The sequence below is a fragment of the Streptomyces sp. NPDC017095 genome, assembly GCF_044332325.1.
Classification (GTDB): domain Bacteria; phylum Actinomycetota; class Actinomycetes; order Streptomycetales; family Streptomycetaceae; genus Streptomyces.
The window spans coordinates 1-16,036 of sequence record NZ_JBIROU010000033.1 but is presented as its reverse complement, the minus strand read 5'-3'; the positions used below and the strand labels follow the sequence as shown (position 1 = coordinate 16,036).

The 16,036-nt window shown below is 73.7% G+C and carries 1 protein-coding gene and 2 pseudogenes; all 3 read right to left on the bottom strand.

Annotated features, from left to right (window positions below; all coding sequences use genetic code 11):
* On the bottom strand, positions 1-13,292 hold a 13,292-nt coding region (locus ACH4OA_RS34405; RefSeq protein WP_397973416.1), incomplete at its 3' end, for an SDR family NAD(P)-dependent oxidoreductase.
* Between the two features lie 274 nt (positions 13,293-13,566).
* Positions 13,567-14,809 (bottom strand): annotated as a pseudogene (locus tag ACH4OA_RS34400) (type I polyketide synthase); the annotation flags it as partial.
* A gap of 165 nt (positions 14,810-14,974) precedes the next feature.
* A pseudogene (locus tag ACH4OA_RS34395) lies at positions 14,975-15,838 on the bottom strand (polyketide synthase dehydratase domain-containing protein); the annotation flags it as partial.
* Positions 15,839-16,036: the final 198 nt, after the last annotated feature.

Below are 16,036 nucleotides of genomic sequence, written 5' to 3'. Positions count from 1 at the left end.
TCCAGCACCCGGGCAAACACCGGAAACACCCGATACAAACCCCGGCCCATCCCCACCCACTGACCACCCTGACCGGAAAACACAAACGCCGACTTACCCGAGTCGCGGGCCTCGCCGGTCACCAGTCCGGGATGCGCCTCCCCGCGCACCAGGGCCGCCAGTGCCTCCGGTCCGGTCACCAGGGCCCGGTGGGCGAACCGGGTCCGCGTGGCGAGCGCGGCGCCGATTCCGTCCGCGTTGGGGGCGGTGGCCGCGTACACCTGTAGCCTGCGGGCCTGGGCCAGGAGCGCCTGCTCGGACTTGGCCGACAGCAGCCACGGCACCGCGGCCGCAGGGGCGGGCGTGGGAGTGGCCGGGGACTCGGGCGACGTGTCGTCGGCCGGTGCCTCCAGGATGACGTGCGCGTTGGTGCCGCTGATGCCGAAGGCCGAGATGCCGGCACGGCGGGGACGCCCCGTCTCCGGCCACGGCCGGGTCTCGGTGAGCAGTGAGACCTGGCCCGCCGACCAGTCGACGTGGGAGGTCGGCGCGTCGACATGCAGCGTCGGCGGCAGCTCACCGTGCCGCATCGCCATCACCATCTTGATCACACCCGCCACGCCGGCCGCCGCCTGGGTGTGCCCGATGTTCGACTTCACCGACCCCAGCCACAACGGCTCCACCCGGTCCCGGCCATACGTCGCCAACAACGCCTGCGCCTCAATAGGGTCACCGAGCGTGGTGCCCGTACCGTGCGCCTCCACCGCGTCCACCTCGGACGGCTCCAGCCCGGCATTCGTCAACGCCTGACGGATCACCCGCTCCTGCGACGGACCATTCGGCGCGGTCAGCCCATTGGACGCCCCGTCCTGGTTCACCGCCGAACCCCGCACCACCGCCAGCACCCGGTGACCATTGCGACGGGCATCCGACAACCGCTCCAGCAGCACCAAGCCGGCGCCCTCACCCCAGGCCGTGCCATCAGCAGCCTCGGCGAACGCCTTCACCCGGCCATCGGCCGCCAGTCCCCGCTGGCGGGAGAAGTCGATGAAGGCGGCGGGTGTCGCCATGACCGTCACGCCGCCCGCCAGGGCCAGCGAGCACTCCCCCGAGCGCAGTGCCTGCGCGGCCAGATGGATCGCCACCAGCGACGACGAGCACGCCGTGTCCACCGACACCGCCGGGCCCTCCAGCCCCAGCAGATACGACACCCGCCCGGAGGTCACACTCGTCGCCGTGCCGGTGGCCACATAGCCGTCCGCGTCGCGTGAGATCTGGTCCACTCCGCCCGCGTAGCCGGATGCCCAGATGCCGGTGAAGACGCCCGTCTGGCTGCCCCGCAACGACATCGGATCGATCCCCGCGTCCTCGAACGTCTCCCACACCGTCTCCAGCAGCACCCGCTGCTGCGGATCCATCGCCAACGCCTCACGCGGCGAGATCCCGAAGAACGCGGCATCGAAGCCACCCGCGTCCGCCAGAAACCCACCCGACCGCGTGTACGACGTTCCCGGACCGCCGGCCGGGTCGTAGAGACGGCCCACGTCCCACCCACGATCCGACGGGAACTCCCCCACCGCATCGACCCCGCCCGCCACCACCCCCCACAGCTCCTGCGCCGACCCCACCCCACCCGGATACCGGGCCCCCAGCCCCACCACCACCACCGGATCACCCGACACCGGAACCGGCACGGGCGCGACCGTCCGGCGCTCCTCGCCGAGGACCACCTCGCGCAGGTATGCGGCCAGCCGGGCCGGGGTCGGGTGGTCGAAGACCATCGTCGCCGGCAGCCGGGTGCCGACCGCCGTGGACAGCCGGTTGCGCAGCTCCACGCCGGTCAGCGAGTCGAAGCCCAGGTCCTTGAAGGCCAGGTCGCCGCCGATCTCGTCGCTGCGGCCCAGCACGGCGGCGGCGTGGGTGCCGACCAGGTCGAGCAGGATCTCGCGCTGCCGGGCCTCGGGGAGCGATCCCAGCTCGCCCGCCAGTCCGGTGGTCCGCACCGGTTTGCGGGCGCGGGCCAGCGCGCGCAGCATCGGCCGGTCGCCCAGTGCGGACACCTTGAGTGCGGCCGCGACCACCGCCGGTTCCGCGGTGTCCAGGCCCCCGTCGAACAGCCCGAGTCCGTGCTCGGTCGTCATCGGCAGCAGGCCCGCGCGGGCGAGGCGTTCACTGTCGGCCTCGGACATCTGCCCGGTCAGCCCGCCGGTCTCGGCCCACCGGCCCCAGGCCAGCGACACCCCGGGCAGGCCCTGGGCACGCCGGTACGCGGCCAGGCCGTCGAGGTAGGCGTTCGCCGCCGCGTAGTTGGCCTGTCCGGGGCTGCCGAGCGTCCCGGCCGCCGAGGAGAAGAGGACGAACGCCGTCAGGTCCCGTCCCCGGGTGAGTTCGTGCAGGTGCCAGGCCGCCCGTGCCTTGGGCTCCCAGACCGCGGCGAGGCGTTCGGGGGTCAGGGACTCGACCAGGCCGTCGTCGAGCACGCCGGCCGCGTGCACGACCGCGGTCAGCGGGTGTGCGGCCGGGATCGCGTCCAGTACGGCCGCCAGCGCGTCCCGGTCGGCCACGTCGCAGGCGGCCACGGTCACCTCAGCGCCCAGCCCGGCCAGCTCCTCGCGCAGCGCGGCCCCGCCACCACTGCGGCTGACCAGCACCAGATGCCGCACACCCCGCTCGGCCACCAGATGCCGGGCCACCTGGCCACCCAGCACCCCCGTACCACCGGTGATCAGCACCGTACCGGCCGTATCGAGATCCGCAGGAACAGTAAGGACGATCTTCCCGATGTGGGCGGCCCGGCTCATGAACCGGAAGGCGTCCCGCGCGCGGCGGACGTCCCAGGTGGTGAGCGGCGGCAGACGCAGCTCGCCCGCGCCGAGCAGCCGGACGGCCTCGGCCAGGATCTCCCCCAGCCGTTCCGGTCCCGCGTCGGCCAGGTCGAAGGCCAGCACGCCGGGCCGGATGTCGGCCTTGCCCATCTCCACGAACCGTCCGCCGGGCGCGAGCAGCCGCAGGGAGGCGTCCAGGAACTCGCCGGACAGCGAGTTCAGCACCACGTCGAAGGGTCCGAACCGGTCGGCGAACTCCAGGGTCCGGGACGAGGCGATGTGGTCCTCGTCCAGCCCCAGGGCGCGCAGCGCGTCCCACTTGCCCGGGCCGGCGGTCGCGTGGACGTCCGCGCCCCAGAGCCGCGCGAGCTGGACCGCCGCCATGCCGACACCACCGGCCCCGGCATGGATCAGCACGCGGTCTCCGGAATTCAGCCCGCCCAGGTCGCGCAGGCCGTACCACGCGGTCATGAACGCGATCGGCACGGTGGCGGCCTGGGTGAACGTCCACTCGTCGGGGATGCGCACCAGCACTCTGTGGTCGGCGACGGCCGTCCGGCCGAACGCGCCGGGCAGCAGCCCGGCGACCCGGTCACCCGGCCGCAGCCCGGTGACCTCGGCGCCGGCCTCGGTGACGACGCCCGCGCCCTCGCTGCCGAGCAGCGCCGGGTCCGGGTAGACGCCGAGGGCGATCAGCACATCGCGGAAGTTCAGGCCGGCCGCCCGCACGGCGACGCGCACCTCCCGGGGCCCGAGCGGAGCCTGCTCGTACGGCAGGAAGGCGAGGTCGTCCAGGCTGCCCGTGCCCGTCTGCGTCAGCCGTCCGTCGAACTCCTCCGGTGCGCAGCGCACGAGCCGGGGCACGTAGACGGCCCCCCGGCGCACCGCCACCTGGTCCTCGTCGCCGACCGACAGGCCGTCGGGCAGCTCGTCGGCGTCCACGAGCACGAACCGGCCGGGGTGCTCGGACTGCGCGGACCGGACCAGGCCCCATACGGCCGAGGCTTCCGGATCGCTCACCGCGTCACCGGGAACGACGGCCACCGCGCCCCGTGTGCGCACCACGAGCCGTTCGCCGGGCCCGGCCAGGAAGTCCTGGACGGCCGCCAGTGCCTCGGCGACCGAGCCGGGCGAGACGACGGCGTCGCCGAGCGTGCCTTCGCCGGGGGTCAGCGGGATCCAGTCGAGGGCGTACAGCGGGCCGCGTTCCGCCATCGGACGGGTGGTCAGCGCCTCGATCGTCGCCACGGGTTCGCCGGACCGGTCCGCCAGGTGGACGGCGTACGTGCCGGGGCGCACCGCCGTCAGCCGCACGCGCGCGGAGGTCACACCGGTGCGGTGGACCGCGATCCCGCCCAGCGAGAACGGCAGCCGCACCTCGCCTTCCGTGCCGGCCAGCAGCGCCAGCGGTTGCAGGGCGGCGTCCAGCAGGGCCGGGTGGACGGAGAACCGGGCAGCGTCCGCCACGGTGACCTCGGCGAACACCTCGTCGCCGCGGCGCCACACCGCCTGCACGGCCTGGAAGGCCGGCCCGTACTCGTAGCCCACCGCGGCGAGCGTGTCGTACAGCCCGGTGACCGGTTCCGCGCCGGCCGGCGGCCATTGCGTCAGCTCCTGCCCGGCCACGGGTCTCCCGCTCACCGTGCCGGTGGCGTGCCGGACCCAACCGTCCGTGCGGGACCGGACGTCGACCGTGCGGCGGCCGGTCTCGTCCGGCTCGCCCACGACGACCTGCACGTCCACCGCACCGTCCGCGGGCAGCACCAGCGGGGCCTCCAGGACCAGTTCCTCCACCGCAGTCCCGGCCGCGTGCACCACCAGTTCCACGAACGCCGTCGCGGGCAGCAGCACCGTCCCCCGTACCGAGTGGTCCGCGAGCCAGGGGTGGGTGGCCAGGGAGAGCCGGCCCGTCAGGACCCGCTGCTCGCCCACCTCGACAGCGGCGCCGAGCAGCGGGTGGTCCACCGAGTCGAGCCCGGCCGCGGACACGTCTGCCGTGCCTCCGGCGAGCCAGAACCGCGTCCGCTGGAAGGGGTAGGCGGGCAGCGCCACCGGCTTCCCTTCAGGGAACGGCCACCGCACCGGCACACCCGCGACGAACAGCCGCGCCGCGGCGGCCAGGAATTCGGCCGGGGTGCCGTGGTCGCGGCGCAGTGTCCCGGTCACCACACCCGCCTGGTGCTCCTCCAGCGCGGGCGTGAGCACCGGGTGCGGGCTGATCTCGACGAAGACGGGGTCGCCGCCCGAGGCGAGCAGCGCACGGGTGGTCTGGTCGAACAGCACGGGTTCGCGGAGGTTGCGGTACCAGTAATCGGCGTCGAGGGCAGAGGTGTCGATCTCCTCGCCGGTCACCGTGGAGTAGAAGGGGATCGTCGCCGGGCGGGGTGTGATGCCGGCCAGGTCGGTGAGCAACTGGTCGCGGATGGCCTCCACTTGGGCGGAGTGGGCGGCGTAGTTCACCGGCAGACGGCGGGCGCGGATGCCGTCGGTCTCGCAGACCGCCAGCAGCTCGTCCAGCGCATCCAAGTCGCCCGACACGACGACCGAACCCGGGGCGTTGACCACCGCCACCGTCAGCCGGTCGCCCCAGCGGGCCGCGAACTCGGCGGCCTGCTCGGGCCCGAGACCGACCGACACCATCCCGCCCTGATCCGCCAGAGTGACCAGGGCCTTGCTGCGCAGCGCGACCACCTTCGCGGCGTCGTCCAGGGACAACGCGCCCGCCACGTACGCCGCCGCGATCTCGCCCTGCGAATGCCCGACGACCGCATCAGGTTCCACACCGTGAGCACGCCACAGCTCGGCAAGCGCGATCATCACCGCGAACAGGGCCGGCTGCACCACATCCACGCGCCCCAGCGGAGCGCCGCCGGTCAGCGCCTCCACCAACGACCAGTCGGTGTACGGCGCCAGCGCCGCGTCACAGGCGTCGATCGCCTCCCGGAACACCCGCTCCGAGGCATACAACTCCCCACCCATACCGGCCCACTGCGCACCCTGCCCCGGGAACACGAACACCGACCGGCCCAGCGGACGGACGGTCCCGGTGACCAGCCCCGGCACCGACCGGCCCTCCGCGAGTGCCTCCAACGCCTCCGCACCGCTCAGCACCGCGCGGTGCTCGAACACGGTGCGCGCGGCCAGGGCACCGCCGACCGCCGCCGGGCTCACCTCGGGATGTACGGCGGTGAAAGCGCCCAGCCGGCGCGCCTGTTCCCGCAACGCCGCCTCCGACCTGGCCGACAGCACCCACGGCACCACTCCGCCCGCAGGCCCGGCCGAAACCCCGGCCGACTCCTCGGCAGCCGCCTCGATCACCACATGCGCGTTCGTACCGCTGATGCCGAACGCCGAGATGCCCGCGCGACGCAGGTGGCCGTTGTCAGGCCAGGGCCGGGCCTCGGTGAGCAGCCGGATGTTGCCGGAATCCCAGTCGACGTGCGAGGTCGGCGCGTCGACATGCAGCGTCGGCGGCAGCTCACCGTGCCGCATCGCCATCACCATCTTGATCACACCCGCCACACCGGCCGCCGCCTGCGTGTGCCCGATGTTCGACTTCACCGACCCCAGCCACAACGGCTCCACCCGGTCCCGGCCATACGTCGCCAACAACGCCTGCGCCTCAATAGGGTCACCGAGCGTGGTGCCCGTACCGTGCGCCTCCACCGCGTCCACGTCCGCCGTCGACAGTCCGGCGTTCGCCAGCGCCTGGCGGATCACCCGCTCCTGCGACGGGCCGTTCGGCGCCCCGAGGCCGTTGGAGGTGCCGTCCTGGTTCACCGCCGTACCCCGCACGACCGCCAGCACCCGGTGACCGTTGCGACGGGCATCCGACAACCGCTCCAGCAGCACCAGACCCGCGCCCTCGGCCCAGGCCGTACCGTCAGCCGCCTCGGCGAACGCCTTCACCCTGCCGTCGGGGGCCAGGCCGCGCTGGCGCGAGAACTCCGTGAAGCCCAGCGGGGTCGCCATCACGGTCACCCCGCCGGCCAGGGCCAGCGAGCACTCCCCCGAGCGGAGAGCCTGCGCGGCCAGGTGGATCGCCACCAGCGAGGACGAGCAGGCGGTGTCGAGCGAGACCGCCGCGCCCTCCAGTCCCAGCAGGTAGGCGATCCGGCCGGAGGTCACGCTGGTCGCGGCACCCGTACCGAGATAGCCCTCGGCGCCGGCGGGTGCGCGGTCGCCGTAGCCGGAGGACCAGATGCCGGTGAACACCCCCGTCTGGCTGCCCCGCAACGACGTCGGATCGATCCCCGCGTCCTCCAACGTCTCCCACGCGGTCTCCAACAGGACCCGCTGCTGCGGATCCATCGCCAACGCCTCACGCGGCGAAATCCCGAAGAAATCCGCATCGAACCCCGCCGCATCCGCCAGAAACCCACCCGCCCGCGTATACGACGTCCCCGGATGATCCGCATCCGGATGGAACAACCCCTCGACATCCCACCCACGATCAGACGGAAACTCCCCGATCGCATCCACCCCGCCCGACACCACACCCCACAACTCCTCCGGCGACCCCACCCCACCCGGCAACCGGCACCCCATACCCACGATCACCACCGGATCAGCCCCGCCGGCCACCGGCACCGACGACACCACCGACACCTCAGCCCCGCCGAGGATCTCGCTCAGCAGGTGTTCGGCGAGTTGCCGCGGGGTGGGGTGGTCGAAGGTGACGGTGGCGGGCAGGCGCAGGCCGGTGGCGGTGTTGAGCCGGTTGCGCAGTTCGACGGAGGTCAGGGAATCGAAGCCGAGGTCCTTGAACGGCTGCCGGTCCTGTACGGCCCCCGGTTCGCGGTGCCCGAGCACGGCGGCGGTGGTGGCGGTGACCAGGTCGAGTGCGGCTCGCAGCCGTTCGGCCTCCGGCAGGGACCGCAGGCGGTCGGCGATCGCGTCATGGCGCGCCGGGCGCCGGGCCGCCGTGCGGGAGACGAGGCCCTTGAGGGCCGCCGGGACCGCCGGGGCGCCCGCGAGCACGGACAGGTCGAGGCGTACCGGAGCCAGTGCGGCCCGGTCCGTGGCCAGGGCCGCGTCGAACAGCGCCAGGGCGTGGTCGGTGGCCAGCGGTACGACCCCGGCTCGCGTCAGCCGGTCCTGGTCGGTACCGGTGAGGTGTCCGGTCATGCCGCTCGGCTCGGCCCAGTAGCCCCAGGCCAGCGAGGTCGCCGGCAGTCCGAGGGCACGCCGGTGCACGGCGAGGGCGTCGAGGAAGGTGTTGGCCGCGGCGTAGTTGGCCTGTCCGGGGCTGCCGAGCGTCCCGGCCGCCGAGGAGAAGAGGACGAACGCCGTCAGGTCCCGTCCCCGGGTGAGTTCGTGCAGGTGCCAGGCCGCCCGTGCCTTGGGGTCGGCGACCTGCCGGAGGCGTTCGGGGGTCAGGGCGGTGACCACGGCGTCGTCGAGCACGCCGGCCGCGTGGACGACCGCGGTCAGCGGGTGTGCGGCCGGTATCGCGTCCAGTACGGCCGCCAGCGCGTCCCGGTCGGCCACGTCGCAGGCGGCCACGGTCACCTCCGCGCCCAGCCCGGCCAGCTCCTCGCGCAGCGCGGCCCCGCCACCACTGCGGCTGACCAGCACCAGATGCCGCACACCCCGCTCGGCCACCAGATGCCGTGCCACCTGGCCACCCAGCACCCCCGTACCACCGGTGATCAGCACCGTACCGGCCGCATCGAGATCCACGGGAACAGTAAGGACGATCTTCCCGATGTGGGCGGCCCGGCTCATGAACCGGAACACGTCGACCGCGTCCAGGACCTGGCGTACGTCGATCGGCAGCGGTGCGAACTCTCCGTCGGTGAAGGCCCGTACGACGGCTTCCAGGATCTCGCCGAGCCGTTCCGGCCCCGCGTCGGCGATGTCGAACGCCCGGTAGACGATGCCGGGATGGTCGGCGGCGTCGCGGATGTCGGTCTTGCCCATCTCCACGAACCGGCCGCCGGGCCGGAGCAGCCGCAGGGAGGCGTCGACGAACTCGCCGGACAGCGAGTCCAGGACCACGTCCATGGACGGGAACTTCTGCTCGAACTCCAGGGTGCGCGACGAGGCGATGTGGTCCTCGTCCAGTCCCAGGGCGCGCAGGGTGTGCCACTTGGCCGGGCCGGCGGTGGCGAACACCTCCGCCCCGAGCCGCCGGGCCAGTTGGATCGCCGCCATGCCGACGCCGCCGGTGCCGGCGTGGATCAGGACCCGGTCACCGGCCGTCAGCCCGCCCAGGTCGCGCAGGCCGTACCAGGCGGTCAGGAACACCACGGGCACGGACGCGGCCCTGGCGAACGACCAGTCGTCGGGCATCCGGACCAGCAGCCGCTGGTCGGCGACGGTGACCGGGCCGAAGGCGCCGGGGACCAGGCCCATGACGCGGTCGCCGGGCCGGAACCGGGTGTCGGGGCCGGTTTCGAGGACGACGCCCGCGCCTTCGCCGCCCATCAGGGCCTCGCCGGGGTAGACGCCGAGGGCGATCAGCACGTCCCGGAAGTTGAGTCCGGCCGCCCGCATGGCGATCCGGACCTGCCCGGGCCCCAGCGGCTCCATGAGTTCCGGGCGGGGCACCAGTGCCAGGTCGTCGATGCTGCCGGTGCCCGTGTCCTCCAGCCGCCAGGTCCCGTCCGGCGGGGTGAGGCTCGCGCCGACGCGGACCAGGCGGGGGACGCGCAGCATCCCTTGGCGTACGGCCAGTTCGGGCTCGTCCGTGCCGGCGATCAGCGCGGGGTCCCAGGTCGGGTCGGCGTCGACCAGGACGAACCGGTCGGGGTGTTCGGCCCGCGCGCCGCGGACCAGGCCCCAGACCATCGAGTGGTGGAGGCCGACCACGTCACCGGGTGCGGCGGCGACGGCGTCGCGGGTGACGACCGCCAGCCGGGTCCGCCCGCCCGCCAAGTGGTCCCGGATCACGGCGAGTACGTTCCGCGCGCTCGCGTACGCCGCCTCGACGGTGTCCGCCTCGGGCTCCGGTCCGGGCACCTCGTAGACGACCAGGTCCGCGGGGTCGCCGCCCGTGGATGCCGCCGGTTCGAGGGGGACCCAGTCGAGTGCGTACAGGCTGTCCGGGACGGCGGTGGCGTCCCGGACGGTCAGCGAGGTGATGACCGCGACGGGGGTGCCGTCCGGATCGGCCACGGCCACGGTGTACGTGTCCGGCCCGGTGGCGGCCAGGCGTACGCGCAGCGTCCGGTGGCCCGTGGGCCGTATCGCCACTCCGGTGAACGCGAACGGCAGGCCGGCGCGGTCGGTGAGGAACGCCATGGGGTGCAGTGCGGCGTCGAGCAGCGCGGGGTGCAGGACGAACGGTTCCTCGGCGGGAAGCTCCACCTCGGCGTAGACGGTGTCGCCGACGCGCCGGGCCGTCGTGACGCCCTGGAACGCCGGCCCGTAGGCGTAGCCGAGCACGGACAGCGAGTCGTAGAGCCCGTCGACGTCGAGGGCCTCACCGGCCGGCGGCCAGTCCCAGGCGCTCAGCACCGGCTCCTCGCCCAGGGTCCCGGTGGCGTGCCGCACCCACTCGTCGCCGTCACGCGAGTACACCGTGAGCGGACGGCGGCCGTCGTCCTCGGGGCCCACGACGACCTGGAGGTGCACCGGGGTGTCGTCGAGGACGAGCGGCGTTTCGAGCACCAGCTCCTCGACCGCGTGGCCGAGCCGGCCGGCCGCGTAGGCCGCCATTTCCGTGAACGCGGTGCCGGGCAGGAGGACGGAGCCCCGCACGGCGTGGTCGGCCAGCCACGGGTGGGTGGCGAGCGAGATCCGTCCGCTGAGCACCGCGCCGTCGGGCAGTTCCACGAACGTGCCGAGCAGGGGGTGGTCGCCCGACGCCGCCGGGACGGGCCGCAGCCAGTACGGCCGGCGCTGGAAGGCGTACGTCGGCAGGCTGACGGGCTCGGTGCCGTCCGGGTACCGCCAGTCGACCGGGACACCGTGGACGTGCAGACGGCCGAGCGAGGTGAGGAAGTCGTCCTGGTCGCGCCGGAGCGTGCCGGTGACGAGGAGGTCGGAGCCGTGGTGGTGACCGGTCTCCTCGACGGCGGAGACCAGGACCGGGTGCGGACTGACCTCGACGAAGACGGTGTGGCCGTGGTCGAGCAGCAGCCGGGTGGTCTCGTCGAACAGCACGGGTTCGCGGAGGTTGCGGTACCAGTAAGCGGCGTCGAGGGTAGAGGTGTCGATCTCCTCGCCGGTGACCGTGGAGTAGAACGGGACCGTCGCCGGGTGGGGCGTGATGCCGGCGAGGTCGGTGAGCAACTGCGCGCGTATGGACTCCACTTGGGCGGAGTGGGCGGCGTAGTTCACCGGCAGGCGGCGGGCGCGGATGCCGTCGGCCTCGCAGGCCGCCAGCAGTTCGTCCAGCGCGTCCAGATCACCGGAAACCACCACGCTGTCCGCCGAGTTGACCACCGCCACGGTCAGCCGGCCGGCCCAGCGGGCCGCGAACTCGGCGGCCTGCTCATGCCCGAGACCGACCGACACCATCCCGCCCTGGCCGGCCAGCACCGCCAGCGCTCTGCTCCGCAACGCGACCACCTTGGCGGCGTCCTCCAACGACAACGCCCCCGCCACACAAGCAGCCGCGATCTCCCCCTGCGAATGCCCGACGACCGCATCAGGTTCCACACCGTGAGCGCGCCAGAGTTCGGCCAGCGCGATCATCACCGCGAACAGGGCCGGCTGCACCACATCCACGCGCTCCAGCGGGGCACCGCCGGTCAGCGCCTCCACCAACGACCAGTCGGTGTACGGCGCCAGCACCGCGTCACAGGCGTCGACCGCCTCCCGGAACACCGGCTCCGAGCCGTACAACTCCCCACCCATACCGGCCCACTGCGCACCCTGCCCCGGAAACACGAACACCGACCGGCCCAGCGGGCGGACGGTCCCGGTGACCAGGCCCGGCGCCGACCGGCCCTCCGCGAGTGCCTCCAGCGCCTCCGCACCGCTCAGCACCGCGCGGTGCTCGAAACGCGACCGCCCCGCCAACGCCCGGCCCACCGCGACCGCGCCGGCTTCCGGATGCCCGGCCAGGAACGCCCCCAGCCGGCGCGCCTGCTCCCGCAACGCCGCATCCGACTTCCCCGACAACACCCACGGCACCACCCCGCCCGCGGACCCCGGGGAAACCCGGACCGGCTCTTCGGCGGCCGCCTCGATCACCACGTGCGCGTTGGTGCCGCTGATGCCGAACGCCGACACGGCGGCACGGCGGGGACGCCCCGTCTCCGGCCACGACCGGGCCTCGGTGAGCAGTGAGACACGGCCCGCCGACCAGTCGACATGGGAGGTCGGCGCGTCCACATGGAGGGTGCGCGGCAGTTGCCCGTGCCGCATCGCCATGACCATCTTGATCACACCCGCCACACCGGCCGCCGCCTGCGTGTGCCCGATGTTCGACTTCACCGACCCCAGCCACAACGGCTCGTCCCGGTCCCGGCCGTAGGTCGCCAGCAGCGCCTGGGCCTCGATGGGATCGCCGAGCGTCGTCCCGGTGCCGTGCGCCTCCACCGCGTCCACCTCGGACGGCTCCAGCCCGGCGTTCGCCAGCGCCTGTCGGACGACACGTTCCTGGGACGGACCGTTCGGCGCCGCGAGGCCGTTCGACGCGCCGTCCTGGTTCACCGCCGAGCCCCGCACCACCGCCAGCACCCGGTGGCCGTTGCGGCGGGCGTCGGACAGGCGTTCCAGCAGCAGCAAGCCGGCGCCCTCACCCCAGGCCGTACCGTCAGCCGCTTCGGCGAACGCCTTGATACGACCGTCGGCCGCAAGCCCCCGCTGCCGCGAGAACTCGACGAACCCCGCCGGTGTCGCCATCACCGTCACACCGCCCGCCAGGGCCAGCGAGCACTCCCCGGCCCGCAGCGCCTGCGCCGCCAGGTGGATCGCCACCAGCGACGACGAGCACGCCGTGTCCACCGACACCGCCGCACCCTCCAGCCCCAGCAGGTAGGACACCCGCCCGGACGTGGCACTGGTGGCCGTTCCGGTGGCGAGAAAACCTTCGAGGTCCGGCGGCGGCTGGTTGCCGTAGCCGGAGGACCACAGGCCGGTGAACACGGCTGTGCGGCTGCCGCCGAGCGTGGTCGGGTCGATACCGGCGTTCTCGAAGGTCTCCCAGGCGGTCTCCAGCAGCACCCGCTGCTGCGGATCCATCGCCAGTGCCTCGCGCGGCGAGATCCCGAAGAACCCGGCGTCGAAGCCGGCGCCGTCGGCGAGGAAGCCACCCGACCGGCTGTAGGTCGTGCCCGGCCGGTCCGGGTCGGGGTCGTAGACGACGTCCCAGCCACGGTCCGGCGGGAATGCGGTGATCGCGTCGGCACCGTCCGAGACGAGCCGCCACAGGCCGTCAGGGGACTCCACGCCGCCCGGGTAGCGGCAGCCCATGCCGATGATCGCGATCGGCTCGCGCGCGGCCTCCTCCATGTCGGCGAGGCGCTTGCTGAGCACTCCCAGGTCGGCCGTGGCGCGCTTGAGGTAGGTGCGGAGCTTCTCTTCGTCGGACATGGCTACTCCTCAGCGTTGCGGGACTCGCCCGAGCGGATGACCTGGGTCCTGCGGTGCGCATCGTCCAGCAGGCTGAACAGTTCGTCGTCGCTGGCCTCGTCGACTCCGGCCACGGAGCCGGTGCGTTTGGCGGTCCAGGCCGCGAGAAGCGCTTCGAGGCGGGCCGCGACGGTCTCGTAGTCGGCGTCGGCGGCCGCCGCGTCCAGGGTGGACTTGAGCTGGTCGAGTTCGGCGAGCAGGGGGTCGGGGGCGGTGCCGTGCAGCCGTGTGTGCACGAAGGCGGCGAGGCGGGCCGGTGTCGGGTGGTCGAAGACGAGCGTGGCGGGCAGGCGCAGGCCGGTGTCCGCGTCGAGCTGGTTGCGCAGTTCCACGGCGGTGAGCGAGTCGAACCCGATGTCGGTGAACGCCTGGTCGGGGTCGACCGCCTCCGGTGACGCGTGGCCCAGGACCAACGCGACCTGGCCCAGGACGAGTTGCAGCACGTCGGCCTGCGTCCACCCGCGGTCGGCGGCCTGCCTGCGCCGGGGCCGTACCAGCTCCCGCAGCAGGGCGGGCGGGTCACCGGCGCGGCGCAGCGCCGGCAGGTCGAACCTGACGGGGGCGAGGGTGGGGGTGCCCGCGGTCAGCGCGGCGTCGAACAGGGCCAGCGCGTCCGTCGTCGGCAGCGGCCGTACGCCGGCCCTGGCCAGGCGGTGCCGGTCGGTGGCGGTCAGACCTCCGGTCATGCCGCTGGCCTCCGCCCAGTAACCCCAGGCGAGTGACACGGCCGGCTGTCCCTGGGCGTGCCGGTGCGCGGCGAGGCCGTCGAGGTAGGCGTTCGCCGCCGCGTAGTTCGCCTGGCCCGCGCCGCCCAGCACACCGGCCGCCGACGAGAACAGCACGAACGCCTCAAGGTCCGAGGTCAGTTCGTGCAGGTGCCGCGCCGCGAGGGCCTTCGGCTCCCACACGCGCGCGAACTGCTCCGGGGTGAGGGACTCCACGACGGTGTCGGCCAGCGTGCCCGCGGCGTGGATCACCGAGGTGACCGGGTGTGCGGCGAGCAGCCGCGCCACCGCCTCGCGGTCGGACACGTCGCACGCCACGATGGCGGCGGTCGCGCCCAGCGCGGCCAGGTCGGCGGTCAGCGCGGCCGCGCCGGGGGCGTCCGGGCCGCTGCGGCTGACCAGCAGCAGGTGCCGCACGCCGTGCCGTACGGCGAGGTGGCGGGCGATCGTGCCGCCCAGGGTGCCGGTGCCGCCGGTGACGAGCACCGTGCCCTCGGGGCCGAGCGGCGAGGGCTGCGGTGCGGTCCGCGCCCGTTCGAGGCGGGGGACGTGCACGGCACCGACGCGGAGCGCGAGCTGGGGTTCGTCACCGGCCAGCCGGACCTCGCCGCCGTCGTCGCCGTCGACCAGCACGAACCGGCCGGGGTGCTCGGTGGCGGCCGACCGGACCAGGCCCCAGACGGCGGCGGCCTGCGGGTCGACGTCCTCGCCCGGCCGGACCGGCACGGCGTTGCGCGTGGCGACCACCATGCGCGGGGTGTCCGTGATGAGGAAGTCCTGGATCACCCGCAGGGTCTCGACGGGCGAGGTGGCGTGGTGGACCGGGATGTCCGGTTCGGTGGTCGCCGCTTCCAGGACCGGCCACGCCACCTGGTACGGCACGTCCTGCGTGGTGGCCCCGGCCGGCGGGCGCAGGGTCAGCGAGGCGATCTCGGCGACCGGCGCGCCCGACTGGTCGGCGAGGCCGATCGCGCAGGTGTCCTGGCCGGTCACGGTCAGCCGGACCCTGGCGTGCTCGGCGCCGCGCCACCAGGAGATCCCGGCGAAGGAGAACGGCATCTTCGCCCGGTCGTCGGCGATGGTCACGGTCTGGATCGCGGCGTCGAGCAGGGCGGGGTGCAGGGCGAACCGGGGGTCGCCGGAGGGTACGGCCACCTCCGCGTAGAGGGTGTCGCCGTCGCGCCAGACCGCGCGCAGACCTTGGAAGGCGGTGCCGTAGGCGAATCCGGCGTCGGCCAGGTCGTCGTAGAAGGCGTCGAGGCCGACGGCTTCGGCGTGCGGCGGCCACTGCCGTGCCCAGGACTCCCGTGGTACGACGGGTACGGCGCCCAGGGTTCCGGTGGCGTGCCGTACCCACTCGCCGTCTGCCCGCGAGTGGATCGAGACGCTGTGCCGGCCCGCGCGGTCGGGGCCGACGGTCACGGACACCTGCACGCCGTCCGCGACCACCAGCGGTGTCTCCAGCGTCAGATCCTCGACCGCCGGGCACCCGACGTGTTCCCCGGCCCGGAGGGCCAGGTCCACGAACGCCGCGGCGGGCAGCAGGGGCGAGCCCGAGATGACGTGTTCGGTGAGCCACGGCTGCGCGGCGGTGGCGAGTTGTCCGGTCAGCACCACGCCGTTGTCGTCGGGGAGTTCCATGGCGTCCCGCAGCAGCGGGTGGTCGATCCGGCCGTCACCGGCCGGCGCCGGGGTGGTGGGCTGGAGCCAGTAGTGCTGGTGCTGGAAGGCATACGAGGGCACCCGCGCGTCCGCCCTGGCCGCCGTCGTGGTGGGTGGCATCCAATGGGCGGCGCCGTCCGCCCACAACCGGCCCAGCCCCGCCAGCACCTGCTCCGGAGAATCACCACCACGCCGCATCAATCCGTTGCTTACGAGCAGCGGGTGCGGGCCCACCTCCACGAACCCCGTAACCCCCTGGCCCGCCAGCCACTCCACGGCACCGGCGAACCGGACCGGCTCCCGCACCTGCCGCACCCA